The following is a 25,814-nucleotide window of genomic DNA, read 5'->3' on the forward strand; positions in this document are numbered from 1 at the left end:
CTTTGCAGGATCAACGTTTGCTCACCCGAACGGGTGAGTCATTGGTGGGGGACTGTAGCCCATGCCGCAAGGGGGGCGAGGGGATCAAGAGGCCTTTGCCCGGTTAGCGTTCTTGCATGAATGAAGATGTCCGCATGACCGCGTGGGTGCGCGGCCGTGTACAGGGAGTGGGCTTCCGCTGGTTCACCAGGGCCAATGCCCTGGAGATCGGCGGCCTGTCCGGCTTCGCGCTCAACCTCGACGACGGCCGGGTGCAGGTGGTGGCCGAAGGTCAACGTGAGAATTGCCACCGGCTGCTCGACTGGCTCCGCGACGGCGACACGCCCGGGCGGGTGGACGGGGTGACGGAGATATGGGGCACTCCGCGCGGCGGCTACGACGGCTTCGAGATCCGGTGAGCTATCGACTGATCATGAACTGATCAGATCCCCGGAGCGTCCGCACCTGGTCGGAACTGCGCATTCGCCGTCGACCCGTTGCCGTCGGCGGCGAACCGTGGAAGGCTCGGAGATGAGGATGATCTCCACGCCCCCCGCGGGGGCCGGGATGCCCGCCGATACGGGGCGTGATCGTGTTGACCGTCAAACTTTTTGGTGAGACGCTGGAAGCCCCGCGCACCTGAGCTGTTTGGCAGTGCTGGCAGTAGGCGGCGTTAGCGAGTGCAGTGACTGACAGTCGCTGCCGGACATCCGCGGGTGCGATTCCCTCACGACCCACACCGCTTCGGTCGGTCACTCAGTGTGGAGGACCATCCATCATGGCAAAGGCGCTTCTCGGTTACGTCGGCGGTTCAGACCCGCGGCTCCTCGCCGAGATGCGACGGCTTCAGCAGCGCGTCCAGGACCTCGAGTCCGAGCTCGGACGGATCCAGTCCGAGAACGACGCCCTGACCGCGGCCGCCGCTCAGCACGGGGACTCGCTGCTCGGCAGCATGGACCTCGACGTATCCCAGGCGGAGCCTGCGCTCACCTGATCCGCGACTCACCCGTCGTACGACTACAGCCCGGCACGATCTGCAAGGGCCCCGCACGATCTGCAAGGGACGCTCCGGCGTCCCTTCTTTCTTGCGGCTCTCTTCCTCGTGGGACCTTCCCCTGTGGCGGTCCGACCACCGGCCCGGTGCGCCTGAGGCGCATTGGGCCAGGTGGGGGGGCTGATTCCTTTAACGTCTGATCTGCCCTGCACCTTCATGGGTGAAACCGAACGTGAAAGGTAGAGTCCGGCGGCGTGCACCTCAAGTCCCTGACCCTGCGCGGCTTCAAATCCTTCGCCTCCGCCACCACCCTCCGCTTCGAGCCGGGCATCACCTGTGTCGTGGGCCCCAACGGTTCGGGCAAGTCCAACGTGGTGGACGCGCTGTCCTGGGTCATGGGGGAGCAGGGGGCCAAGTCCCTGCGCGGCGGCAAGATGGAAGACGTCATCTTCGCCGGCACCACGGGCCGGCCGCCCCTCGGCCGCGCCGAGGTCTCCCTCACCATCGACAACTCCGACGGCGCCCTGCCGATCGAGTACGCCGAGGTCACCATCACGCGGATCATGTTCCGCGGCGGCAGCAGCGAGTACCAGATCAACGGGGACACCTGCCGGCTCCTCGACATCCAGGAACTCCTCTCCGACTCCGGCATCGGCCGCGAGATGCACGTCATCGTCGGCCAGGGCCAGCTCGACTCCGTCCTGCACGCGGACCCGATGGGCCGCCGCGCCTTCATCGAGGAGGCCGCCGGCGTACTGAAGCACCGCAAGCGCAAGGAGAAGGCGCTGCGCAAGCTCGACGCGATGCAGGCCAACCTCGCGCGGGTGCAGGACCTCGCCGACGAGCTGCGCCGGCAGCTCAAGCCCCTGGGACGGCAGGCGGCGGTGGCCCGGCGGGCCGCCGTCATCCAGGCGGACCTGCGCGACGCCCGGCTGCGGCTGCTCGCCGACGACCTGGTCGCGCTGCGGGCCGCGCTGGACGCCGAGATCGCCGACGAGGCGGCCCTGAAGGAACGCAAGGAATCGGCCGAACGGGACCTCGCGGAGGCGCTGCGCCGTGAGGCCGCGCTGGAGGAATCGGTACGGCGCCTCGCGCCCCGGCTCCAGCGGGCCCAGCAGACCTGGCACGAGCTCGCGCAGCTGGCCGAGCGGGTGCGCGGCACCGAGTCCCTGGCCCTGGCACGGGTCAAGAGCGCGTCGGCGCCGGTGGAGGAGGAGCGGCGCGGCCGTGACCCGGAGGACATGGAGCGGGAGGCCGCGCGGATCCGGGAGCAGGAGGCGGAGCTGACCGCCGCGCTCGAAGCCTCCGAACGGGCGCTGGAGGACACCGCCGCGCACCGGGCCGAGCTGGAGCGGGCCCTCGCGCAGGAGGAGCGGCGGCTGCGGGACGCCGCGCGGGCCGTCGCCGACCGGCGCGAGGAACTGGCCCGGCTGACCGGGCGCCTGGGCGCGGCCCGCTCCCGGGCGGGGGCGGCGCAGTCGGAGATCGACCGGCTCGTGGCGGCCCGGGACGGGGCACGGGTGCGGGCCGAGGAGGCCCGGGAGGAGTACGAGGCACTGGCCGAGGAGGTCGGCGGGCTGGAGGAGACCTCCTCGGACGAGGGGGAGTACGAGGCCGCGCGGGCCGGGCTGGAGGAGGCGGAGGCCGCCCTGGCGGCGGCCCGGGAGGCCCGGACCTCGGCCGAACGGTCCCACGCGGCGGTCTCGGCACGGCGGGACGCGCTCGCACTGGGGCTACGGCGCAAGGACGGCACCGGGGCGCTGCTCGCGGTGCGGGAGCGGCTGGAGGGGGTGCTGGGGCCGGCGGCGGAGCGGGTGTCGGTCGAGGCGGGGTACGAGGTGGCGGTGGCCGCGGCCCTCGGCTCCGCCGCGGATGCGGTGGCCGTGGCCTCGGCGGGGGCGGCGGCCGGGGCCATCCGGCACCTGCGGGAAGCCGACGCGGGCCGGGCCACGTTCCTGATCGCCCCGGCCCCGGCCCCGGGCTCCACCCCGGCCCCGGGTTCCGGCCCGGCCCCGGTCCCGGGCTCCACCCCGGCCCCGGCCTCGGGTTCCGGCCCGGTCCCGGCCGTGGTGCCGGAGCAGGTTCCGGGTTCGGGTTCCGGTCCGGCCCCGGTCGTGGTTCCAGGGCAGGCGCCGGGACCGGACGGCGTTGCCACGGACGGTGCCGGCCTGCCCGGGCAGGCCCAGGGGCCGGAGGACTTCCCCCACCCCGCCCCTTCCCGAAACTGGGGCTCCGCCCCAGACCCCGCGCCTCAAACGCCGGCGGGGCTGGAAGTGCGGGGCTCCGCCCCAGACCCCGCGCCTCAAACGCCGGCGGGGCTGGATGTGCGGGGCTCTGCCCCGGGCCCGGCGCCTCAGATGCCGGCGGGGCTGGATGTGCGGGGCTCTGCCCCGGGCCCGGCGCCTCAAACGCCGGCGGGGCTGGATGTGCGGGGCTCTGCCCCGGGCCCGGCGCCTCAAACGCCGGCGGGGCTGGATGTGCGGGGCTCTGCCCCGGGCCCGGCGCCTCAGATGCCGGCGGGGCTGGATGTGCGGGGCTCTGCCCCGGGTCCGGCTCAAACGCCGGCGGGGCCGGATGTGCCGGGCTTGGTGGCTGGTGCCGGGTCTCGCGGGGCCTCCGGGGTTGTCGAGGTGGCGTACCGCGAGGCCGCCGGGCTGGTGCGCGGGGATGCCGAGGTCGTGCGGGCCGTCGCGTGGGTGCTGCGGGGGTATGTGGTCGTCGGGACCTTGGCGGAGGCTGAGGGTGTCGTCGCCGAGCGGCCCGAGCTGGTCGCCGTGACCGCCGAGGGGGACGTGCTCGGGGCGCACCTCGCGCACGGGGGGTCCGCCGGGGTGCCCAGTCTCATCGAGGTGCAGGCCGCCGTGGACGAGGCCGGCGCGGAGCTGGAGCGGCTGGAGCTGGAGTGCCGGGAGTCGGCCGCGCGGGAGGAGGCCGCCCGGGTGCGGCGGGCCGGCGCCGCGGCCCGCGTCGAGGAGCTGGCCGAGCTGCGCCGGGCCGGGGAGCAGGCCCGGGCCGGGGCGGCGCAGCAGCTCGGGCGGCTCGCCGGGCAGGCGAAGGCGGCCCTGGGCGAGGCCGAGCGCGGCGCCCTGGCCGTGGCCACCGCCGAGGAGGCCCTGGAGCGCGCACGGGTCGACGTAGAGGAGTGCGCGGAGCGGCTCGCGGCCGTGGAGGAGATGCCGGTCGCGGAGGAACCCGACACCTCCGCCCGGGACCGGCTCGCCGCCGACGGGGCCAACGCACGGCAGACCGAGATGGAAGCCCGGCTCCAGCTGCGTACCCACGAGGAGCGGGTCAAGGGCCTCGCGGGCAGGGCGGACGCCCTCGACCGGGGGGCCCGCGCCGAACGGGAGGCGCGGGCGCGAGCCGAGCGGCGCCGCCGGCGGATGCGGCACGAGGCCGAGGTCGCCCGGGCCGTCGCCGACGGGGCCCGGCAGCTGCTGGCGCACCTGGAGGTGTCCGTCGCCCGGGCGGAGCGGGAGCGTACGGCCGCCGACGAGGCCAAGGCGGTGCGTGAGCGGGAGCTCGGGGAGGCCCGTGGCCTGGGCCGCGACCTCAAGGGCGAGCTCGACAAGCTGACCGACTCCGTGCACCGGGGCGAAGTGCTCGGCGCCGAGAAGCGGCTGCGCATCGAGCAGCTGGAGACCCGCGCCCTGGAGGAGCTGGGCGTGGAGCCGGCGGCGCTGGTGGCGGAGTACGGGCCCGACCAGCCGGTCCCCCCGTCCCCGCCCGCCGAGGGCGAGGAGCTTCCGGAGGACCCCGACCACCCCCGCAACCGCCCCGGCCCCTTCGACCGGGCCCGGCAGGAGAAGCGGCTCAAGGCGGCCGAGCGCGCCTACCAGCAGCTCGGCAAGGTCAACCCGCTCGCGCTGGAGGAGTTCGCCGCCCTGGAGGAGCGCCACCGGTTCCTCAGTGAGCAGCTGGAGGACCTGAGGAAGACGCGCGCCGACCTCCTTCAAGTGGTGAAGGAAGTAGACCAGCGGGTCGAGCAGGTCTTCACCGAGGCCTACCGGGACACCGCCCGTGAGTTCGAGGGGGTGTTCTCGCGGCTGTTCCCCGGCGGCGAGGGGCGCCTGGTGCTCACCGACCCGGAGAACATGCTGGCCACCGGCGTGGACGTCGAGGCCCGGCCGCCCGGCAAGAAGGTCAAGCGGCTGTCCCTGCTCTCCGGCGGCGAGCGGTCCCTGACGGCCGTGGCGCTGCTGGTCTCCATCTTCAAGGCGCGCCCCAGCCCGTTCTACGTGATGGACGAGGTCGAGGCCGCGCTGGACGACACCAACTTGCAGCGGCTGATCCGGATCATGGAGGAGCTCCAGGAGAGCTCCCAGCTGATCGTCATCACCCACCAGAAGCGGACCATGGAGGTCGCGGACGCCCTCTACGGCGTGTCGATGCAGGGCGACGGGGTGTCGAAGGTGATCAGCCAGCGTCTCCGCTGAAGGTGATCATTTAAGAAATGAAGTCAATATCCGCGGCTTGAACCTCATGTGACCTTCACATCGACTATTGACTTCAGGAAATGAACACATAGGCTCTGGGCTGTCTCCCGGCTCCGGGTGGTGCCCGATCTTGACCTGTGCGCCACTAGGAGAACGGACAGAACCCCCCCACGGAGCACACCTTGACCAGCAGTACAGCGCAGTCAGCGGCGTCGGGCGGCGGCGGAAACGCGTCCCAGCCCGAGCACCTCGGCCACGTCATCTTCATCACCGCGGCCGCCGCGATGGGCGGCTTCCTCTTCGGATACGACAGCTCCGTGATCAACGGTGCCGTCGTCGCCATCCGCGACCGATTCGACATCGGCTCCGGCGCCCTCGCCCAGGTGATCGCCGCCGCGCTGATCGGCTGTGCCATCGGCGCCGCCACCGCCGGCCGGATCGCCGACCGGATCGGCCGTATCCGCTGCATGCAGATCGCGGCTGTCCTGTTCACCGCGAGCGCCATCGGCTCGGCACTGCCCTTCGCCCTCTGGGACCTCGCGGTCTGGCGCGTGATCGGCGGCTTCGGCATCGGCATGGCCTCCGTCATCGGCCCCGCCTACATCGCCGAGGTCTCCCCGCCCGCCTACCGCGGCCGGCTCGCCTCCTTCCAGCAGGCCGCGATCGTCATCGGCATCGCCATCTCGCAGCTGGTCAACTGGGGCATCCTGAACCTCGCCGACGGCGACCAGCGCGGCAAGCTCGGCGGCCTGGAAGCCTGGCAGTGGATGCTCGGCGTGATGGTCGTCCCCGCCGTGCTCTACGGGCTGATGTCCTTCGTCATCCCGGAGTCCCCGCGCTTCCTGATCTCCGTCGGCCGTACGGACGAGGCCCGCAAGGTGCTCGCCGAGGTCGAGGGCGCGCGCACGAACCTCGACGTGCGCGTCGCCGAGATCGAGACCGCCATGCGCTCCGAGCACAAGTCCACCTTCAAGGACCTGCTCGGCGGCCGCTTCGGCCTGCTGCCCATCGTCTGGGTCGGCATCGGCCTCTCGGTCTTCCAGCAGCTCGTCGGCATCAACGTGATCTTCTACTACAGCTCCTCGCTGTGGCAGTCGGTCGGCATCGACCCGAGCAGCTCGTTCCTCTACTCCTTCACCACGTCGATCATCAACATCATCGGCACGGTGATCGCGATGATCTTCGTCGACCGCATCGGCCGCAAGCCCCTCGCGCTGATCGGCTCGGCCGGCATGGCGGTCTCGCTGGGCCTGTGCGCCTGGGCGTTCTCCTACAAGAGCGATGTCGCCGGCGAGATCTCCATCCCCTCGGCCCAGGGCACCGTCGCGCTGATCGCCGCGCACGCCTTCGTCCTCTTCTTCGCCCTCTCGTGGGGCGTGGTGGTCTGGGTGCTGCTCGGCGAGATGTTCCCCAACCGCATCCGCGCCGCCGCGCTCGGTGTGGCCGCGGCCGCCCAGTGGGTCGCCAACTGGCTGATCACCGTCACGTTCCCGACGCTCTCGGACTGGAACCTGTCGGGCGCCTACGTCATCTACACGGTCTTCGCCGTGCTCTCGATCCCCTTCATCCTCAAGTGGGTGCCGGAGACCAAGGGCAAGGCGTTGGAGGAGATGGGGTAACCCCACCCCGCCACCACCCCTCCCCTCCGCGGTGCTGCCCCGGCTCAGTCCCTGAGCCGGGGCAGCACCCGTTCGCACAGCAGCCGCAGGCTGCGCCACCCCTCCTCGGGCGGCATGCCGCCGCACAGCGGGTGCAGTACCAGGTTCCCCGCCCCGCCCGCCTCCCGGCCGAAGGCCACCGCCTCCTCGGGGGAGAGGATCCGGTAGACCCCCTCCGCCCGCAGCTCCTCCACCGTGCGGGCGCCGGAGCGCACCGCCGAGCGGATGTCCTTGGACTGCCAGGAGGCGTACATGCCCGCCTCGTGCAGGAAGTGCTGCCCGTACTGCACCCAGGCCCGGTCCGGGTCCTCCGCGACGTGCAGCAGCGGCGTCCGCTCCGCCGGCATCATGCAGAAGCCCTCGGTGCCGTACTCGGCGAGCCGCTCCCCGTAGTACGCCTCCAGCTCCGGCAGGTGCGCGCTCGGGAAGAACGGCAGCCCCAGCCGCGCCGCCCGCCGCGCCGCCGCCTTCGAGCTCCCGCCCACCAGCAGCATCGGGTGCGGCTGCGTGAAGGGCACCGGGGTGACCTTCACCGTGCGGCCCCGGAACTCGAAGGGCTCGCCCGTCCACGCCTTGAGCAGCGTCTCCAGGAGCTCGTCCTGGAGCCGGCCGCGCCGCCCCCACTCCACCCCGTGCTGCTCGTACTCCTCGGGCCGGTAGCCGATCCCCGCGACCGTCACCAGCCGGCCGCCGCCGATCAGGTCCAGCACGGCGATGTCCTCGGCCACCCTCAGCGGGTCGTGCAGCGGGCCGATGATCGCCGAGACGGTGACCGCGATCCGGCGGGTGGCGCCGAGCACCGCGCCCGCGAACGCGAAGGGGGAGGGCAGCCAGTGGTTGTCCGTGCCGTGGTGCTCCTCCGTCTGGATCGTGTCGATCCCGTGCTCGTCGGCGTAACGGGCCATCTCCACCGCCGCCTGGTAGCGGGCGGCGAGGCTCGCGGGGGTGCCGTTCGGGTCGACGAGGTTGAAGCGGGCCACGGTGATGGGCATGGAGGGGTTCCCCTTCGCCGGATGCGGGGTCGGTCGGGCGAAGGGGGAGGCTAGCTGACGGAGCGTCAGTTGGACAGGGCCCCGGCGGGCTCGCGCCCGGGCTCCACGGCCGTCTCTCCCGCCGCCGGGGCGGGGGAGGCCGTGCCGGGCAGTACGGCGTACAGCCCGCCGGAGGTGAGGATGCCGGCCACCCAGCCCAGGCCGTTCTCGCCGATCCAGGTCGTCGCGAGCGGCCCGGTGAACCAGTCCACTTTGGTGAACAGCGTGCCCACCACCAGCGCCGTGCCCCAGGCCGTCATCGCCTGCCAGGCGAAGCCGCCCCGGTACCAGTAGGCGCTGGTGCGCGTGGTGTCCAGCAGTGCCGCGCCGTCGTAGGAGGTGCGGCGCAGCATGTCCACGCCGAAGACCCCGATCCAGGCGGAGAAGGCCACGGCCAGCAGGGTCAGGAAGGAGATGAACGAGCCGAAGAAGCCGGTCGCCACCACCATCAGCAGGAAGCCGAAGACCAGGCTGATGACGGCGTTGACGCTGACCGCCCAGGCGCGCGGCACCTTGATGCCGAGCGTCTGCGCGGTGAAGCCGGCGGAGTACATCGACATCGAGTTGATCAGCAGCATGCCGAGGAGGGCGATCAGCAGGTAGGGGACCGCGATCCAGGTCGGCAGCAGCTCACCGATGAAGGAGACCGGGTCCTGGGCGCCGGCCAGGTCCGGGGTCCCGACGGCCATCACCGCACCCATCAGCACCATCGGCAGCACCACCACGCCCGCGCCGCCGATCGTCGCGCCGACCACGCCCTTGGCGGAGGCGGTCCGGGGCAGGTAGCGGGTGAAGTCCGGGCCGGAGGGCACCCAGCTGATGCCGCCCGCCGCGATGGTGCCGATGCCCGCGATCATCATCGCCGTGGAACCGGCCGGCTTGCCGAGGACGGCGGACCAGTCGGTGGTGAAGAGCAGATAGCCGAGCACCAGCACGCTGAAGGCGCCGAAGAGGTACGTCGACCAGGTCGAGCAGACCCGCAGCGCCTTGATCCCGAGCCCGGAGACCACGAAGGTGCAGCCCACGAAGAACAGCAGGGTGACCACGATCAGGGCGGTGTTGCTCTTGACGCCGAAGAGCAGGTCGAGCACGGTCAGGACGGCGTAGGCGCCGCTGACCGCGTTGATCGTCTCCCAGCCCCAGCGGGCCACCCAGATCAGCGCCCCGGGGAAGAGGTTCCCGCGCTGGCCGAAGACGGCCCGCGAGAGCGCCATGCCGGGGGCGCCGCCGCGCTTGCCCGCGAGCGAGATCAGCCCGACGAGCCCGTACGAGACCACCGGCGCGGCGACCGCGACGACCAGCACCTGCCAGATGTTGAGCTCGTTGAAGATCACCAGGCCCGCGCCCATGGTGAGCAGCAGCACGCTGATGTTCGCGGCCACCCAGGTGGGTATGAGCTCGCGGACCCGACCGCCGCGCTCGCCGTCCGGGACGGGCTCCAGGCCCCGGCTCTCGACTGCGCCGTCGGCGGCCTTCTCTTCAGCAGGCATGGGTACTCCGTGGAAGCGGGTGGGGACAATCCGCCCATCATCGTAGAAGTGGCGTTAAGACCACAAATGGCGGACCGGCACCTGGTGGGAACGTCCAAGGTCCGGGGGTGGGGGTGGCCCGTGGCAGATACTGGGGTGGTTATGGAAATCCTGATCCTTGCTGTAGTCATCGCCCTGGTCGCGGTCGGCGCGATCAGCGGGCTCGTGGTCAGCAGCCGCAAGAAGAAGCAGCTGCCCCCCACGGCACCGTCGAGCACGCCGACCATCACTGCCCCGCCTGCCGAACCGCAGGTGGGGGAGGACGCCGTAGAGACGGCGGAAGAACCGCGCCGCACCATCGAGGAGGTCGGGCTCCCGGAGGCGGAGGCCGAGGCTGCTCCGGTGGAGGCGCCGGCCGCGGAGCCCGAGGCCCCGGCCGCCCCCGAGATCGAGGTGCCCGAGCCCACGGCCGGCCGCCTGGTCCGGCTGCGCGCGCGGCTCGCCCGTTCGCAGAACTCCCTCGGCAAGGGCCTGCTCACGCTGCTCTCGCGCGAGCACCTCGACGAGGACACCTGGGAGGAGATCGAGGAGACCCTCCTCATCGCCGACGTCGGTGTCACCCCCACCCAGGAGCTGGTGGAGCGGCTGCGCGAGCGGGTCAAGGTGCTCGGCACCCGCACCCCCGCCGAACTGCGCGGCCTGCTGAAGGAGGAGCTGGTCGCCCTCGTCGGCACCGACTTCGACCGCGCCGTGAAGACCGAGAGCGGTACCGACACCCCGGCCGTCGTGATGGTCGTCGGCGTCAACGGCACCGGCAAGACCACCACCACCGGCAAGCTCGCCCGCGTGCTCGTCGCCGACGGCCGCAGCGTGGTCCTCGGCGCCGCCGACACCTTCCGCGCCGCCGCCGCCGACCAGCTCCAGACCTGGGGGGAGCGCGTCGGGGCCCGTACCGTGCGCGGTCCCGAGGGCGGCGACCCCGCTTCGATCGCCTACGACGCGGTCAAGGAGGGCATCGCCGAGGGCGCCGACGTCGTGCTCATCGACACCGCCGGCCGGCTGCACACCAAGACCGGCCTCATGGACGAGCTCGGCAAGGTCAAGCGCGTCGTGGAGAAGCACGGCCCGCTGGACGAGGTCCTGCTGGTCCTCGACGCCACCACCGGCCAGAACGGCCTGACCCAGGCGCGCGTGTTCGCCGAGGTCGTGGACATCACCGGCATCGTGCTCACCAAGCTCGACGGCACCGCCAAGGGCGGCATCGTCGTCGCCGTCCAGCGCGCGCTGGGCGTCCCGGTCAAGCTGATCGGCCTCGGCGAGGGCGCCGACGACCTGGCCCCCTTCGAGCCGGAGGCGTTCGTGGACGCCCTGATCGGCGACTGAGCGGCCGCACCTGCCCCGCAGACGAGTGCCCCCGCGTCCGGAACTCCGGTACGCGGGGGCACTGCCGTATGCCGGGGGAGGCCGTCAGCGCCGGAAGCGGTGACAGGTGTAGGCGAGGGTGCCCAGCAGGAGCCGGGCCTGCGGGGGCCCGCCCGCACAGTCCAGTGCGGGCCCGCGCAGCCAGACCGCCGGGCCGAGGCCCGCGTGGTCGCAGGGCGGGGCCGTCAGGAAGGAGCCGTGGCCGAGGGCGCGCAGGTCCAGGTCCGCGTCGTCCCAGCCCATCCGGTACAGCAGCTCGGGCAGTTCGGCCGCGGCGCCGGGGGCCACGAAGAACTGGGCCCGGCCGTCCGGGGTCGCGGTCACCGGACCGAGCGGCAGCCCCATCCGCTCCATGCGGACCAGGGCGCGCCGGCCGGCCTCGGCGGAGACCTCGATGACGTCGAAGGTGCGGCCGACGGGGAGCAGGATCGCCGCGCCCGGGTACTCGCCCCAGATCTCGGTGACCTCGTCCAGGGTGGCGCCGCCCGGCACGGTGGGAGCGAAGTCCAGCGGATGCGCCCCCGGCATGAGGCAGTTCGCATGACCGCAGGAGCAGTCGCGGGCCGGAGCCGCGGCGCGGGCGCCGGGGACCGCGTCCCAGCCCCAGAGGCCGGTGTACTCCGCCACCGTCGTGCACTCCGAGGTGCGGCCGCGGCGCCGGACGCCGGAACGGAATTCCTTGGTGCTGCGGCTGCCGCCGATCGTGAAGCCCATGCCCATGCCCCCTCCAACGGGTCGGACGCGCCGGTGGTTACGACGTCGGCGAGACCTCTCGGGAGCCGGGTGAAGCACGCCTTCCACCCGGGGCCGCCCGGCGCACTCCTCGCCGCGCGCGCCCCGGCCGCGCTCCCGTCCAACCGTTCCGTTTCGCCTTCCTGTCAAGTGAATCGCGCCCGGCCGGTGGCGAGTTCATTCGAAGGGGTGGCGAATGGTGGCGTTTCTCGAAGCGATGTCGCCGACGGGGTGATCGTAGGATTACTTTCGGTGCACGAAACCCGGAGGCAGGCCCATTCGTGGGTATGCCGGAGGCAATGTGTGGAGGACCTGTGAAGGTCCCAGGCGGCAGGGGCCGCCCCGGCCAGGGTTTCGTCTGAAGAGGCGATGCGGATGGGGGCGTTCCAGTGAGCGGCAGCGGCGCAAGCGGAACGAGCGGGGAATCGGCCGCCCGCAACGAACAGCTGACCTCGTGGTTCGTCCGCAGCGGCTGGTCCAAGGGCGAGCTCGCCCGCCAGGTCAACCGCCGGGCCCGGCAGATGGGTGCCCACCACATCAGCACCGACACCTCCCGCGTCCGCCGCTGGCTCGACGGCGAACAGCCCCGCGAACCCGTGCCGCGCATCCTCTCGGAACTCTTCTCCGAACGCTTCGGCGCCGTCGTCGCCATCGAACAGCTCGGCCTGCGCAGCGCCCACCAGACCCCCTCCGTCTCCGGCGTCGACCTGCCCTGGGCGGGCCCGCAGACCGTGGAACTGCTCAGCGAGTTCTCCCGCAGCGACCTCATGCTGGCCCGCCGCGGCTTCCTCGGCACCTCCCTCGCCCTCTCCGCCGGCCCCGCCCTCATCGAGCCCATGCAGCGCTGGCTCGTCCCGGCCCCGGCCGCCGACCCCGGGCCGCGCGAACCGGACCCCTCCGGCTACCGGCCGCCCCGGCTCTCCGACCCGGAACTCGACCTCCTCGAAGCCACCACCGTGATGTTCCGCCAGTGGGACGCCCAGTGCGGCGGCGGACTGCGCCGCAAGGCCGTCGTCGGACAGCTCCACGAGGTCACCGACCTGCTCCAGGAGAACCACCCGGCCCCCGTCATGAAGCGGCTCTTCAAGGTGGCCGCCGAACTCGCCGAACTCGCCGGCTGGATGAGCTACGACGTCGGCCTGCACCCCACCGCCCAGAAGTACTTCGTCCTCGCGCTGCACGCCGCGAAGGAGGCCGGGGACAAGCCGCTGGGCTCGTACATCCTCTCCGGCATGAGCCGCCAGATGATCCACCTCGGCCGCCCCGAGGACGCCCTGGAACTCATCCACCTCGCCCAGTACGGCAGCCGCGACTGCGCCGGACCCCGCACCCAGGCCATGCTCTACGCCATGGAGGCCCGCGCCTACGCCAACATGGGCCAGCCCAGCCGCTGCAAGCGGGCCGTGCGCATGGCCGAGGACACCTTCGGCGACGTCGGCTTCGACGGCGAACCGGAACCGGACTGGATCCGCTTCTTCTCCGAGGCCGAACTCAACGGCGAGAACTCCCACTCCTACCGGGACCTGGCCTACGTCGCCGGGCGCAGCCCCACCTACGCCTCCCTCGCCGAACCCGTCATGGAACGGGCCGTCGAGCTCTTCGCCAAGGACGGGGAGCACCAGCGCTCCTACGCCCTCAACCTCATCGGCATGGCCACCGTCCACCTGCTCCAGCGCGAACCCGAGCAGGCGGCCGTCCTCGTCGACCAGGCCCTCGACGTGGCGCGAAAAGTGCGCTCCGAACGGGTGAACACCCGGCTCCGCAAGACCGTCGACACCGCCGCCCGTGAATACGGCGACGTCGCCGAGGTGGTCCGGCTGACCGACCTCCTCGCCTCCCGCCTCCCCGAGGCCGCCGAGGCCGTCTGAGCCGCCCCGCGCCCCCGGCGCCCCGCCTGACGGGCACCCGAGACCCGCCTGACCCTCACCTGACACGGACCGGACCCGGACCTTACCGGTTCATTCAGGCGTAACACGCACGACCTCTTCGTCATCGGAGCGAAACACCGAGCGGCGCCGCCGGAAACCGGCCTGCGCGAACCTCAGGGCCAATAACCGGCCAGACCTTACCGCCGCCGCTCAGGTACCCCACGATCGCCCGCACGCGAACGTACCGACGACGAGGAGACGCCGATGGCATCAGCCATCACGACCCTCGCTGCAGACACCCCGACCCTGTCTGCCGCGAACACCGGGTTCATGCTCATCTGCTCCGCCCTGGTCATGCTGATGACCCCGGGACTCGCCTTCTTCTACGGAGGCATGGTCCGTGTCAAGAGCAGCCTCAACATGCTGATGATGAGCTTCGTCAGCCTGGGGATCGTGACGATCCTGTGGGTGCTCTACGGCTTCAGCCTCGCCTTCGGCACCGACGCCGGCTCGGTCATCGGCTGGAACTCCGACTACGTCGGCCTCAGCGGCATCGGCCTCACCGAGCTGTGGGACGGCTACACCATCCCCGTCTACGTCTTCGCCGTCTTCCAGCTGATGTTCGCGGTCATCACCCCCGCCCTGATCAGCGGCGCCCTCGCCGACCGCGTCAAGTTCAGCGCCTGGGTGCTCTTCACCGCCCTGTGGGTCACCGTCGTCTACTTCCCCGTCGCCCACTGGGTCTGGGGCGCCGGCGGCTGGCTGTTCAAGCTCGGCGTCATCGACTTCGCCGGCGGCACCGCCGTCCACATCAACGCCGGTGCCGCAGCCCTGGGCGTCATCCTCGTCATCGGCAAGCGCGTCGGCTTCAAGAAGGACCCGATGCGCCCCCACAGCCTCCCCCTCGTGATGCTCGGCGCCGGCCTGCTCTGGTTCGGCTGGTTCGGCTTCAACGCCGGATCCTGGCTCGGCAACGACGACGGCGTCGGCGCCGTGATGTTCGTCAACACCCAGGTCGCCACCGCCGCCGCCATGCTCGCCTGGCTCGCCTACGAGAAGCTGCGCCACGGCTCCTTCACCACCCTCGGCGCCGCCTCCGGCGCGGTCGCCGGTCTCGTCGCCATCACCCCCGCCGGCGGCTCCGTCAGCCCGCTCGGCGCGATCGCCGTCGGCGCCATCGCCGGCGTGCTCTGCGCCATGGCCGTCGGCCTCAAGTACAGGTTCGGCTACGACGACTCCCTCGACGTGGTCGGCGTCCACCTCGTCGGCGGCGTCGCGGGCTCCCTCCTCGTCGGCCTCTTCGCCACCGGCGGCGTCCAGTCCGACGCCAAGGGCCTGTTCTACGGCGGCGGCTTCGAACAGCTCGGCAAGCAGGCGATCGGAGTCTTCTCCGTTCTCGCCTACTCCCTCGTCGTATCGGCGATCATGGCCTTCCTCATCGACAGGACCATCGGGATGCGGGTCGCCGAGGACGTCGAGGTCTCCGGCATCGACCAGGCCGAGCACGCCGAGACCGCCTACGACTTCAGCGGCGCCGGCGGCGGGATCTCCGCCCGCCCCGCCGCCTCCCACGCCCCGGTGGCCGCCGCCAACAAGAAGGTCGACGCATGAAGCTGATCACCGCGATCGTCAAGCCCTACAAGCTCGACGACATCAAGGAAGCCCTCCAGGCCTTCGGGGTCCAGGGCCTGACCGTCTCCGAGGCCAGCGGGTACGGCCGCCAGCGCGGCCACACCGAGGTCTACCGCGGCGCCGAGTACACCGTGGACCTCGTACCCAAGATCCGCATCGAGGTCCTCGCCGACGACGACGAGGCCGAGGAGCTCGTCAACGTCATCGTCAGCGCCGCCCGCACCGAGAAGATCGGCGACGGCAAGGTGTGGAGCGTCCCCGTGGACTCGGTCGTCCGGGTCCGCACCGGCGAGCGCGGCGCCGACGCCCTCTAGCGGACCACGGGAGCCACCGGTGACGAGCGTCGAAGAGACCACGGAAGACCCCACCGGCCCCGGACCCGGCGGATACGCCGCGGCCCGGCTGCGACTCCTGCAGGAGGAGTCGCGGTCCGGGCCGTCCCGACGTTCCGGCCTGTCCGCCCTGACCGACCGGTGGCTGAACGAGCTGTTCGCGACCGCCGCGCAGGAGACCGGGGTACGCGGCGCGGCCCTCGTCGCCGTCGGCGGCTACGGACGCGGCGAACTCTCCCCGCGCAGCGACCTCGACCTGCTGCTGCTCCACGACGGCAAGGCCCGCCCCCAGGCGCTGGGAGCCCTCGCCGACCGCCTCTGGTACCCCGTCTGGGACACCGGGGTCGCCCTCGACCACTCCGTACGGACCCCCGGCGAGGCCCGCAAGGTCGCCGCCGAGGACCTCAAGGCCCACCTCGGGCTGCTCGACGCCCGGCTCGTCGCCGGCGACGCCGGCCTGCTCGCCGGACTGCGCACCTCCGTGCTCGCCGACTGGCGCAACCAGGCCCCCAAGCGGCTGCCGCAGCTGCACGCCCTGTGCCGGGAGCGGGCCGACCGGGCCGGGGAGCTGCGCTTCCTGCTGGAGCCCGACCTCAAGGAGGCGCGCGGCGGCATCCGCGACGCCACCGCCCTGCGGGCCGTCGCCGCCTCCTGGCTGGCCGACGCCCCCCGCGAGGGGCTCGACGGGGCCCGGCGCCGGCTGATGGACGCCCGGGACGCCCTGCACCTGGTCACCGGCCGGGCCACCGACCGGCTCTCCCTCCAGGAACAGCCCCAGGTCGCCGCCCGGCTGGGGCTGCTCGACGCGGACGCGCTGCTGCGCGAGGTGTACGAGGCCGCCCGGGTGGTCGCCTACGCGGGCGACGTCACCTGGCGGGAGGTCGGACGGGTCCTGCGGGCCCGGGCCGCCCGGCCGAGGCTGCGGGGGCTGCTGGGCACCCGGGGCGCGGCGGCCGCCGCCGAGCGGGCGCCGCTGGCCGAGGGGGTCGTGGAGGCCGAGGGGGAGGCCGTGCTGGCGCTGGCCGCCCGGCCGGAACGGGACCCCGTGCTGCCCCTGCGGCTGGGTGCGGCCGCCGCACAGGCCGGGCTGCCCGTCTCGCTGCACGCCGTACGCCGGATCGCGGCCCAGGCCCGGCCGCTGCCCGTGCCCTGGCCGGCCGAGGCGCGGGAACAGCTGCTGACCCTGCTCGGCGCGGGGGAGCCGATGGTGGCCGTGTGGGAGGCGCTGGAGGCCGAGGGGCTGATCAGCCGGCTGCTGCCCGACTGGGAGCGCGTGCGCTGCCGCCCCCAGCACAACCCCGTGCACACCTGGACCGTGGACCGGCACCTGATCGAGACGGCCGTACGGGCCTCCGCGCTGACCCGCCGGGTCGGCCGGCCCGACCTGCTGCTGATGGCGGCCCTGCTGCACGACATCGGCAAGGGCTGGCCCGGAGACCACTCCGTCGTCGGCGAGACCATCGCCCGCGACATGGCCGCGCGGGTGGGCTTCGACGCCGCGGACACCGCGGTGCTGGGCACCCTCGTACGCCACCACCTGCTGCTCGTGGACACCGCGACCCGTCGCGACCTCGACGACCCGGCGACCGTCACCGCGGTGGCCCGGGCCGTCGGCTCCACCGGCACCCTGGAGATCCTGCACGCCCTGACCGAGGCCGACGCCCTCGCCACCGGGCCGGCGGCCTGGAGCACCTGGCGGGGTTCCCTGGTGGCCGACCTGGTGCGGCGCGTCGCCGCCGTGCTGAGCGGGGCCCCGCCCGCCGACCCCGAGCCCGACCTCCCCACCGCCGAGCAGGAGCGCCTGGCACTGGAGGCCCTGCGCACCGGGGAACCCGTGCTCACCCTGCACGCCCGGCAGGAGGAGGAGGACGACGCCGTCGGGGTCGAGCTGGTCGTGGCCGTCCCGGACCAGCCCGGCGTGCTCCCGGCGGTGTCCGGGGTGCTGGCGCTGCACCGGCTGACCGTACGGGCGGCGGACCTGCGGTTCCTGGAACTGCCGGACCACCTGGGGGAGGTGCTGGTGCTGCGGTGGCGGGTGGCGGCGGAGTACGGGGCGCTGCCGCAGGCGGCCCGGCTGCGGACGGACCTGGTACGGGCGCTGGACGGCTCCCTCGACGTCCCGGCGAAGCTGGCCGCCCGCGAGGCGGCGTACCCGCGCCGGCGGGGGGTCGTCCCCCCGCCGCCCCGCGTCACGGTGGTCCCCGAGGTCTCCCCGCTGGCCACGGTCCTGGAGGTCCGCGCCCCCGACGCGGTGGGGCTCCTCCACCGGATCGGCCGGGCCCTGGAGTCGTCCGGGGTCCGGGTGCGCAGCGCGCACGTCTCCACCCTGGGGGCGAACGCGGTGGACACCGTCTACGTGGTCGACCCGGACGGCAAACCCCTGCCGCCGCCGGCGGCGTCCGCCGTCGCCACGTTGATCGAGGCCGCCCTGACGTAGACCGCTGCGCGGCTGGAATTGCCGCGCAGCGGTAGCCGGGGGAGCGTGAGGCGCGGGTCTGGGGCGGAGCCCCGGGAAACGGTGAAAGGGCGGCTGGAGGACCGCTCCGCGCAGCGGCCCTGTGACCCCGCCCCCGGGGAGCGGCGGGGGCGGATACCCTGGGGGGCGACCATCACGCCCCCGACCCGAGGAATCGCGACCACCGTGTTCGATACGCTTTCCGACCGCCTCAGCGCGACCTTCAAGTCCCTCCGGGGCAAAGGCCGCCTCTCCGAGCAGGACATCGACGCTGCGGCGCGGGAAATCCGTATCGCCCTCCTCGAGGCCGACGTCGCGCTCCCCGTCGTCCGCTCCTTCATCGCGAACGTCAAGGAAAGGGCCCGCGGCGAGGAGGTCAGCAAGGCGCTGAACCCCGGCCAGCAGGTCCTGAAGATCGTCAACGACGAGCTGGTCTCGATCCTCGGCGGCGAGACCCGCCGCCTGCGCTTCGCCAAGACCGCGCCGACCGTCATCATGCTGGCCGGTCTCCAGGGTGCCGGTAAGACCACCCTCGCCGGAAAGCTCGGCCTCTGGCTCAAGGGGCAGGGCCACTCCCCGCTCCTCGTCGCCTGCGACCTCCAGCGCCCCAACGCCGTCAACCAGCTCAGCGTCGTCGCCGAGCGGGCCGGCGTGGCCGTCTACGCGCCCGCGCCCGGCAACGGCGTCGGCGACCCGGTCCAGGTGGCCAAGGACTCGATCGAGTACGCGCGCACCAAGCAGTACGACATCGTCATCGTCGACACCGCCGGCCGCCTCGGCATCGACGCCGAGCTGATGCAGCAGGCCGCGGACATCCGCGACGCCGTCAGCCCCGACGAGATCCTCTTCGTCGTCGACGCCATGATCGGCCAGGACGCGGTCAACACCGCCGAGGCCTTCCGTGACGGCGTCGGCTTCGACGGCGTGGTGCTCTCCAAGCTCGACGGCGACGCCCGCGGCGGTGCCGCGCTCTCCATCGCGCACGTCACCGGCAAGCAGATCATGTTCGCCTCGAACGGCGAGAAGCTCGACGACTTCGACGCCTTCCACCCGGACCGCATGGCGGGCCGGATCCTCGACATGGGTGACATGCTCACCCTCATCGAGCAGGCCGAGAAGACCTTCTCGCAGGCCGAGGCCGAGAAGATGGCGGCCAAGCTCGCCAAGGGCCCCAAGGAGTTCACGCTCGACGACTTCCTGGCCCAGATGGAGCAGGTCCGCAAGATGGGCTCCATCTCCAAGCTCCTCGGCATGCTGCCGGGCATGGGCCAGATCAAGGACCAGATCAACAACATCGACGAGCGCGACGTGGACCGCACCGCCGCGATCATCAAGTCGATGACCCCGGCCGAGCGCCAGGACCCGACGATCATCAACGGCTCGCGCCGCGCCCGTATCGCCAAGGGTTCCGGCGTCGAGGTCAGCGCCGTGAAGAACCTCGTCGAGCGGTTCTTCGACGCCCGCAAGATGATGTCCCGCATGGCCCAGGGCGGCGGCATGCCGGGCATGCCCGGCATCCCCGGGATGGGCGGCGGCCCCGGCCGGCAGAAGAAGCAGGTCAAGCAGGCCAAGGGCAAGCGCAAGAGCGGCAACCCGATGAAGCGCAAGGAAGAGGAGGCCGCGGCAGCGGCCCGGCGCGAGCAGGGCGCCCAGCCCGCGCTCCCCGCCGCCGGCGGCAACCCGTTCGGCCTCCCGGCGGGCGGCGGCCAGCCCGGCCAGGACTTCGACCTGCCGGACGAGTTCAAGAAGTTCATGAAGTAGCGGTCGTACCGCGAAGGCCCCGCCGTGCACGCACGGCGGGGCCTTCGCGCTGCGCGGGCAAGGGTGCGGTTTGTCCCTTATGGTCGGCTGGGAGGACGGCATAAGGAGGCGCCCCCGTGCCCAGCCCCACCCCCGTACCGCCACGCGACCGGGCCGACACCCCCTGGCGCTCCGAGGGCGCCCCGCCCAGCCCACCGCCCCGCAAGAAGATGCCCGGCGGCTGGCGCGGGCTGATCCTCGCCGCCCTGATCGTCTACCTGATCACCAACGTCGTGCTGGGCTTCTTCAACGAGGGCGACGGGCCGACGATCTCGTACACCGAGTTCAGCAAGCAGGTCACCGACGGCAACGTCCAGAAGATCTACTCCAAGGGCGACGCCATCCAGGGCGAGCTCAAGACCAAGCAGCCCGCCCCCGGCGGCCACGGCGACTACCGCAAGTTCGTCACCCAGCGCCCCGCCTTCGCCGACGACCAGCTGTGGACCGGCCTGACCTCCAAGGGCGTCACCGTCACCGCCTCCCCGGTCGTCGAACAGCGCAGCTTCCTCGCCAACCTGCTGATCTCCCTCGCCCCCATGCTGCTGATCGTGGCCCTGTGGCTGCTCATCGCCCGCCGGATGGGCTCCGCCCTGGGCGGGGCCGGCGGGTTCGGCCGCAAGGCGCCGCCCAAACCCGTCGAGCTGGAAGGCGCCAAACGCACCACCTTCGAGGACGTGGCCGGGATCGACGAGGTCGAGGGCGAGCTCAGCGAGGTCGTGGACTTCCTCAAGAACCCCCACCAGTACCACCGGCTCGGCGCCCGCATGCCCGGCGGCGTGCTGCTCGCCGGCCCGCCCGGCACCGGCAAGACCCTCCTCGCCCGCGCCGTCGCGGGCGAGGCCGGGGTGCCCTTCTTCTCGGCCTCCGCCTCCGAGTTCATCGAGATGATCGTCGGCGTCGGCGCCTCCCGGGTGCGCGAGCTGTTCGCCGAGGCCCGCAAGGTCGCCCCGGCGATCATCTTCATCGACGAGATCGACACCATCGGGCGGGCCCGCGCCGGCTCCGCCGGCATGGGCGGCCACGACGAGCGCGAGCAGACCCTCAACCAGATCCTCACCGAGATGGACGGCTTCTCCGGCTCGGAGGGCGTGGTCGTCCTGGCCGCCACCAACCGCGCCGACGTCCTCGACCCCGCCCTGACGCGCCCCGGCCGCTTCGACCGCACCGTCGCCGTCTCCCCGCCCGACCGGGCGGGCCGCGAGGCCATCCTGCGCATCCACACCCGCGACATCCCCCTGGGCCCGGACGTGGACCTGGCCCAGGTGGCCCGCACCACCCCCGGGATGACCGGCGCCGAGCTGGCCAACCTCGCCAACGAGGCCGCCCTGCTGGCCGTCAAGCGCCGCCAGGACGCGGTCACCCAGGCCGACCTCTCCGACGCCCTGGAGAAGGTCCAGCTGGGCGCCGAGCGCCCGCTCGTGATGCCCCAGGAGGAACGCCGCCGCACCGCCTACCACGAGAGCGGCCACGCCCTGCTGGGCATGCTCCAGCCGGGCGCCGACCCCGTCCGCAAGATCACCATCGTGCCGCGCGGCCGCGCGCTGGGCGTCACCCTCTCCACCCCCGACGCCGACCGCTACGCGTACACCGAGCCCTACCTGCGCGGCCGCATCATCGGGGCGCTCGGCGGCATGGCCGCCGAGCACGTGGTCTACAACGTGATCACCACGGGCGCCGAGAGCGACCTCGAACAGGTCACCAACATCGTCCGCGGCATGGTCGGCCGCTGGGGCATGAGCGAGCGCGTCGGCCGCCTCACCGCGATCCCGTCCGACGGCCAGGGCCCCTACGGCCTGACCGCCGCCCCCGCCACCCTGGACGCCGTGGACCACGAGATGCGCCGGATCGTGGACGAGTGCTACGAGGAGGCCTGCCGCCTGCTGGCCGAGAACCGCCCGAAGCTCGACGCCCTGGCGGAGGCCCTGCTGGCCGCCGAGACCCTGGACGAGCGCGCGGCGTACGAGGCGGCCGGCATCCCCCGCCTCGCCAAGGACCACGGCACGGGCTGAGCGCTACGCCACCCGGGCGATGACGTAGCGCAGGATGTTCGGCAGCCAGACGGCGCCGTCGGCCCGCTCGTACGGGTGAAGCGCCTCCGCCAGCTCCTTCTCTGCCAGCGCCGGGTCCGCCGCCGCGCAGGGCCCGGCCCCGGTCCCCGCGACGGGGTACAGCCCGGTCGACAGCAGCCCGCGCACGGCGCTGTCCGCGTCGGCGTACCCGAACGGGCAGAACACCCGCCCCGACCCGTCCGGCACCAGCCCGGCCCCCTCGGCCACCGCGTCCAGGTCCCGGGCCACCGGCCCGCCGCCGAGCACCGCCGGCACCGTGCACCGCTCGGCCGGACCCCAGCCCGCCAGCACCACCGCGCCGCCCCGCCGCACCGAGGGCAGGGCCGCCGCCAGGGCGCCCGCGCCGGGCTCGAAGGCCAGCAGCACGTCGTAGGGGCGCGCCGCGGGCACCGGGGGAGCGGCCACCACCTCCAGCAGCCGCTCCCGGGCCAGCGCCCGCAGGGCCGGGTCGGCCTCCACGCCCGTGGCGGCGGCGCCCCGTCCGGCGGCCAGCAGCAGGGGCAGCCCGGCCCCGCAGCCCAGGCCCAGCAGCCGGGTGCCCGGCCCGACCTCCAGCCGGTCGTAGACCGCCTCGTACAGCGGTACCAGCATCCGTTCCTGGATCTCCGCCCAGTCCCGGGCGACGAGCGTCGCCGTCGGCGTCGGTGTCATCGAAAGAGCGCTCCTGATTCCGTCTCGCCCCCTTGCCCCCGTTGCCAGAGAACTCCCCATCGGCCCCCGCGTCCAGAGGAGTGCGCCACCCGATTCACGCATCCGGGGCCCGGCGCCGTACCATTCGCGCCATGGCAAAGGCACCCGTTCTCACCCCGCAGGCGGAGGATTTCCCCCGCTGGTACCAGGATCTGATCAACAAGGCCGAGCTGGCCGACAACGGTCCGGTCCGCGGCACCATGGTCATCCGGCCGTACGGCTACGGCCTGTGGGAGCGGATGCAGCAGGAGATGGACGCCCGGATCAAGGAAGCCGGCGCCCAGAACGCCTACTTCCCGCTGTTCATCCCGCAGTCGTACCTGACGAGGGAGGCGGAGCACGTCGAGGGCTTCGCCCCCGAGCTCGCGGTCGTCACCCACGGCGGAGGCAAGGAGCTCGAGGAGCCGGTCGTCGTCCGGCCCACCTCCGAGACGATCATCAACGACTACTTCTCCAAGTGGGTCCAGAGCTACCGCGACCTGCCCCTGCTGATCAACCAGTGGGCCAACGTCGTCCGCTGGGAGATGCGCCCCCGCGTCTTCCTCCGTACGAGCGAGTTCCTCTGGCAGGAGGGCCACACCGCCCACGCCACGTACGAGGACGCCCGCGACTACGCCGCGCACATCCACCGCAACGTGTACGGCGACTTCATGACCAACGTGCTCGGCATCGACGTCGTGCTCGGCCGCAAGACCCCCAAGGAGCGCTTCGCCGGCGCCATCAACACCCTCACCCTCGAGGGCATGATGGGCGACGGCAAGGCCCTGCAGATGGGCACGAGCCACGAGCTCGGCACCAACTTCGCCAAGGCCTTCAACACCTCCTACCTCTCCAAGGAGGGGCAGCAGGAGCTGGTCTGGCAGACCTCGTGGGGCGTCTCCACCCGCATGGTCGGCGGCCTGATCATGTCCCACGGCGACGACAACGGCCTGCGCGTCCCGCCGCGCCTGGCGCACGTCCAGGTCGTCGTCATGGCGATCAAGGGCGACGAGGCCGTGGCCAAGGTCCGCGAGCTGGGCGCCCAGCTGAAGGCCTCGGGCCTGCGCGTGCACGTGGACGACCGCGTCGACACCCCCTTCGGCCGCCGCGCCGTGGACTGGGAGCTCAAGGGCGTACCGGTCCGCATCGAGATCGGCCCCCGCGACCTGGAGAACGGCACCGCGATGCTGGCCCGCCGGATCCCCGGCGGGAAGGAGCCGGTGCAGATCGAGGCGCTGGCCGACCTGCTGCCCAAGGTCCTCGACGAGGACCAGGCCCAGCTGCTGCGCGAGTCCCGCGAGCGCCGGATCTCCCGGACGAGCGACGTGGCCACCATCGAGGAGGCCGCCGAGGCCGCCCTCGCCGGCGGCTGGGCGCGGATCCCGTGGAGCGTCCTGGGCCCGGAGGGCGAGGCCAAGCTCGGCGAGCAGGCCGTGACCGTCCGCTGCCTGGTGGCCGAGGACGGGTCGGTTCCGGAGGCCGACGACGCTCCCGGTACCCTCGCGATCGTCGCGCGCTCGTACTGAGTTCCAGCTCCAGCCCCCGGCGCGCGGCTCCGCCCGCGCGCCGGGGGCTGGTTCTTTTGGCCGGCGTTACGTACCGACTCCTCCTGGGATCGGCGCACCCGTCCTCGTCAGGACGCATGAGACTGAACTGACTGGTACGTGCAAAAAATTTGGAATGGCCCGGAATCGGAACACCGGGGCACCCCGGCTCGTTGTCACGACGTGAGCACGACACCACCTGTTCTCGCCGCAGAGCTGGCGCAGGCGTGGGCCGACATTCAGCGGTACCACCCCGAGCTGCCTGACCTTGCCGCGCCCGAGTCCCTGATCGGAGAGTCCTCGTCCGCCTGCGGCGCCGAGCTCTCCTTCGAGCGACTGCTGCACGAGGCAGTCCACGGCATCGCGGCCGCCCGCGGAGTGCGTGACACCTCGCGAGCGGGCCGCTACCACAACCGCAGATTCCTCGCGATCGCCGAGGAGATGGGGCTGGACCACTCCGAGGAGCCGCACGCCAGCAGCGGGTTCTCCCTGGTCTTCCTCAATGCCGAGGCCAAGAAGCGCTACCGCCCCACGATCGAGCGGCTCCAGCGCGCCCTCAAGGCGCACACCGCCGCGACGGCCGCCGACACCAAGCGCAGCTTCCGCGGTCCGGCCGCCCGGCACGGCTCCTCGGGCGGCGGCGTACGCGTCAAGGCCGTCTGCGACTGCGGGCGCAACGTCCGGGTCGTGCCCTCCGTACTGGCGCAGGCGCCGATCGTGTGCGGCGGCTGCATGAAGCCGTTCCGCATCCCCGAGGTCGCTACCGCGGCGGCGTCCTGACGCGGCGCCCCCGGCGGGCGGTGGTGGTGATCCTCCCCGCTCGGAGGCGTCGCGGGCATGTGGCACAATGGGCAGCTGTACTCGACAGTCGCACAGGACCCCTCTCTCCTCCGGCTGACGCGTCCATCGGGCACCCGAGTACCGCAACCCCACGTGGCATCTCAAGTGCCCAACCACGTCAAGTTCAGGAGACACCACTCCAGTGGCAGTCAAGATCAAGCTCAAGCGCCTCGGTAAGATCCGCTCCCCTCACTACCGCATCGTCGTCGCCGACGCCCGCACCCGCCGGGACGGCCGCGCGATCGAGGAGATCGGCATCTACCAGCCGACGTACAACCCCTCGCGCATCGAGGTCAACGCCGAGCGCGCGCAGTACTGGCTCTCCGTGGGCGCCCAGCCCACCGACGCCGTTCTCGCCATCCTGAAGCTCACCGGTGACTGGCAGGCGCACAAGGGCCTCCCGGCCCCCGCGCCGCTGCTGCAGCCGGCGACGAAGGAAGACAAGCGTCGCTCCTTCGACGAGTTCGCCAAGGCCCTCGAGGGCATCGGCGAGGCCAAGGGCGAGGCCATCACCCAGAAGAAGAAGGCCGACAAGAAGGCGGACGAGGCTGACGCCGCCGCCGAGTCGACCGAGGCCTGAGCATGCTCGAGGAGGCTCTTGAGCACCTCGTAAAGGGCATTGTGGACAACCCCGACGACGTGCAGGTCGCCTCGCGCAACCTGCGCCGCGGGCAGGTGCTCGAGGTCCGGGTGCACCCCGAAGACCTCGGGAAGGTGATCGGCCGCAACGGCCGCACCGCGCGTGCACTGCGTACCGTCGTGGGCGCCATCGGCGGGCGGGGGATCCGCGTCGACCTCGTCGACGTGGACCAGGTCCGCTGAGCAGTTGAATCACCGGCACGGGCCGGGGAGGGCATACGTGCCCGCCCCGGCCCGTCGTCGTC

At 72.5% G+C, this 25,814-nt stretch carries 19 protein-coding genes; 15 read left to right on the plus strand and 4 right to left on the minus strand.

The genetic code is table 11. The features are described 5' to 3' along the window. Positions 1–116: 116 nt before the first annotated feature. The 4 genes from B4U46_RS25335 (at position 117) to B4U46_RS25350 (ending at position 7,028) form a co-directional block, all read left to right on the plus strand. On the plus strand, positions 117–398 hold the full coding sequence (locus tag B4U46_RS25335; RefSeq protein WP_079429972.1) for an acylphosphatase: 282 nt from the start codon (positions 117–119) through the stop codon (positions 396–398). A 359-nt stretch (positions 399–757) separates the two neighbouring features. Then, positions 758–973, plus strand: a complete 216-nt coding sequence (locus tag B4U46_RS25340; protein WP_042810367.1) for a hypothetical protein — start codon at positions 758–760, stop codon at positions 971–973. 254 nt (positions 974–1,227) lie between these two features. Further along, on the plus strand, positions 1,228–5,409 hold the full coding sequence (locus tag B4U46_RS25345; protein WP_079429973.1) for an AAA family ATPase: 4,182 nt from the start codon (positions 1,228–1,230) through the stop codon (positions 5,407–5,409). A gap of 182 nt (positions 5,410–5,591) precedes the next feature. Continuing rightward, entirely contained in the window at positions 5,592–7,028 is a 1,437-nt protein-coding gene (locus B4U46_RS25350; RefSeq protein WP_079429974.1) for a sugar porter family MFS transporter, read from the plus strand. A gap of 44 nt (positions 7,029–7,072) precedes the next feature. Here B4U46_RS25350 and B4U46_RS25355 read toward each other — a convergent pair whose 3' ends face one another. Next, on the minus strand, positions 7,073–8,059 hold the full coding sequence (locus B4U46_RS25355; protein WP_079429975.1) for an LLM class flavin-dependent oxidoreductase: 987 nt from the start codon (positions 8,057–8,059) through the stop codon (positions 7,073–7,075). Between the two features lie 65 nt (positions 8,060–8,124). Then, positions 8,125–9,588, minus strand: coding sequence for a cytosine permease (locus B4U46_RS25360; RefSeq protein ID WP_079429976.1), 1,464 nt, complete (start codon positions 9,586–9,588; stop codon positions 8,125–8,127). A 141-nt stretch (positions 9,589–9,729) separates the two neighbouring features. Between B4U46_RS25360 and ftsY the strand changes: the two genes are divergently transcribed. Then, positions 9,730–10,950 (plus strand): signal recognition particle-docking protein FtsY, encoded by a 1,221-nt coding sequence (gene ftsY / locus B4U46_RS25365; protein WP_079429977.1) that lies wholly within the window; start codon positions 9,730–9,732, stop codon positions 10,948–10,950. Positions 10,951–11,034: 84 nt separating this feature from the next. Here the strand turns inward: ftsY and B4U46_RS25370 are convergent, their stop codons facing one another. Further along, entirely contained in the window at positions 11,035–11,703 is a 669-nt protein-coding gene (locus tag B4U46_RS25370; RefSeq protein WP_079431972.1) for a bifunctional DNA primase/polymerase, read from the minus strand. Positions 11,704–12,110: 407 nt separating this feature from the next. On the opposite strand from B4U46_RS25370, the gene B4U46_RS25375 reads away from it, so the two are divergent. The 6 genes from B4U46_RS25375 (at position 12,111) to ftsH (ending at position 21,817) form a co-directional block, all read left to right on the plus strand. After that, positions 12,111–13,589: a hypothetical protein gene (locus B4U46_RS25375; RefSeq protein ID WP_079429978.1), complete on the plus strand. Its 1,479-nt coding sequence runs from the start codon at positions 12,111–12,113 to the stop codon at positions 13,587–13,589. A gap of 264 nt (positions 13,590–13,853) precedes the next feature. Then, on the plus strand, positions 13,854–15,200 hold the full coding sequence (locus B4U46_RS25380; protein WP_079429979.1) for an ammonium transporter: 1,347 nt from the start codon (positions 13,854–13,856) through the stop codon (positions 15,198–15,200). Continuing rightward, on the plus strand, positions 15,197–15,535 hold the full coding sequence (locus tag B4U46_RS25385; protein ID WP_079429980.1) for a P-II family nitrogen regulator: 339 nt from the start codon (positions 15,197–15,199) through the stop codon (positions 15,533–15,535). Before B4U46_RS25380 ends, B4U46_RS25385 begins: the two co-directional genes overlap by 4 nt. Positions 15,536–15,554: 19 nt before the next feature. After that, positions 15,555–17,990 carry a [protein-PII] uridylyltransferase gene (locus B4U46_RS25390; protein ID WP_079429981.1) on the plus strand — a complete coding sequence of 812 codons (2,436 nt, stop codon included), beginning with the start codon at positions 15,555–15,557 and terminating at the stop codon, positions 17,988–17,990. Positions 17,991–18,194: 204 nt separating this feature from the next. After that, positions 18,195–19,769 carry a signal recognition particle protein gene (gene ffh / locus B4U46_RS25395; RefSeq protein WP_079429982.1) on the plus strand — a complete coding sequence of 525 codons (1,575 nt, stop codon included), beginning with the start codon at positions 18,195–18,197 and terminating at the stop codon, positions 19,767–19,769. A 116-nt stretch (positions 19,770–19,885) separates the two neighbouring features. Further along, a complete protein-coding gene (gene ftsH, locus B4U46_RS25400) occupies positions 19,886–21,817 on the plus strand; it encodes an ATP-dependent zinc metalloprotease FtsH (RefSeq protein WP_079429983.1) in 1,932 nt (643 codons plus the stop codon). 3 nt (positions 21,818–21,820) lie between these two features. Here the strand turns inward: ftsH and B4U46_RS25405 are convergent, their stop codons facing one another. Beyond that, positions 21,821–22,528 carry a methyltransferase type 11 gene (locus B4U46_RS25405; protein ID WP_079429984.1) on the minus strand — a complete coding sequence of 236 codons (708 nt, stop codon included), beginning with the start codon at positions 22,526–22,528 and terminating at the stop codon, positions 21,821–21,823. A gap of 131 nt (positions 22,529–22,659) precedes the next feature. On the opposite strand from B4U46_RS25405, the gene proS reads away from it, so the two are divergent. The 4 genes from proS (at position 22,660) to B4U46_RS25425 (ending at position 25,752) form a co-directional block, all read left to right on the plus strand. Next, on the plus strand, positions 22,660–24,072 hold the full coding sequence (proS, locus tag B4U46_RS25410; protein WP_079429985.1) for a proline--tRNA ligase: 1,413 nt from the start codon (positions 22,660–22,662) through the stop codon (positions 24,070–24,072). Positions 24,073–24,273: 201 nt separating this feature from the next. Beyond that, on the plus strand, positions 24,274–24,870 hold the full coding sequence (locus B4U46_RS25415; RefSeq protein ID WP_079429986.1) for a hypothetical protein: 597 nt from the start codon (positions 24,274–24,276) through the stop codon (positions 24,868–24,870). A gap of 202 nt (positions 24,871–25,072) precedes the next feature. Next, positions 25,073–25,510 (plus strand): 30S ribosomal protein S16, encoded by a 438-nt coding sequence (gene rpsP, locus B4U46_RS25420; protein WP_042810018.1) that lies wholly within the window; start codon positions 25,073–25,075, stop codon positions 25,508–25,510. A 2-nt stretch (positions 25,511–25,512) separates the two neighbouring features. Further along, positions 25,513–25,752, plus strand: a complete 240-nt coding sequence (locus tag B4U46_RS25425; protein WP_042810017.1) for an RNA-binding protein — start codon at positions 25,513–25,515, stop codon at positions 25,750–25,752. Positions 25,753–25,814 lie beyond the last annotated feature (62 nt).

The organism is Streptomyces katrae, from assembly GCF_002028425.1.
Lineage (GTDB): Bacteria > Actinomycetota > Actinomycetes > Streptomycetales > Streptomycetaceae > Streptomyces > Streptomyces katrae_A.

What these genes read in the sequence shown, in the direction of transcription:
- B4U46_RS25335 (WP_079429972.1), top strand. Translation starts at nt 117, where the DNA reads ATGAATGAAGATGTCCGCATGACCGCGTGGGTGCGCGGCCGTGTACAG.
- B4U46_RS25340 (WP_042810367.1), top strand. Translation starts at nt 758, where the DNA reads ATGGCAAAGGCGCTTCTCGGTTACGTCGGCGGTTCAGACCCGCGGCTC.
- B4U46_RS25355 (WP_079429975.1), bottom strand. Translation starts at nt 8,059, where the DNA reads ATGCCCATCACCGTGGCCCGCTTCAACCTCGTCGACCCGAACGGCACC.
- B4U46_RS25360 (WP_079429976.1), bottom strand. Translation starts at nt 9,588, where the DNA reads ATGCCTGCTGAAGAGAAGGCCGCCGACGGCGCAGTCGAGAGCCGGGGC.
- ftsY (WP_079429977.1), top strand. Translation starts at nt 9,730, where the DNA reads ATGGAAATCCTGATCCTTGCTGTAGTCATCGCCCTGGTCGCGGTCGGC.
- B4U46_RS25370 (WP_079431972.1), bottom strand. Translation starts at nt 11,703, where the DNA reads ATGGGCTTCACGATCGGCGGCAGCCGCAGCACCAAGGAATTCCGTTCC.
- B4U46_RS25380 (WP_079429979.1), top strand. Translation starts at nt 13,854, where the DNA reads ATGGCATCAGCCATCACGACCCTCGCTGCAGACACCCCGACCCTGTCT.
- B4U46_RS25385 (WP_079429980.1), top strand. Translation starts at nt 15,197, where the DNA reads ATGAAGCTGATCACCGCGATCGTCAAGCCCTACAAGCTCGACGACATC.
- B4U46_RS25405 (WP_079429984.1), bottom strand. Translation starts at nt 22,528, where the DNA reads ATGACACCGACGCCGACGGCGACGCTCGTCGCCCGGGACTGGGCGGAG.
- proS (WP_079429985.1), top strand. Translation starts at nt 22,660, where the DNA reads ATGGCAAAGGCACCCGTTCTCACCCCGCAGGCGGAGGATTTCCCCCGC.
- B4U46_RS25425 (WP_042810017.1), top strand. Translation starts at nt 25,513, where the DNA reads ATGCTCGAGGAGGCTCTTGAGCACCTCGTAAAGGGCATTGTGGACAAC.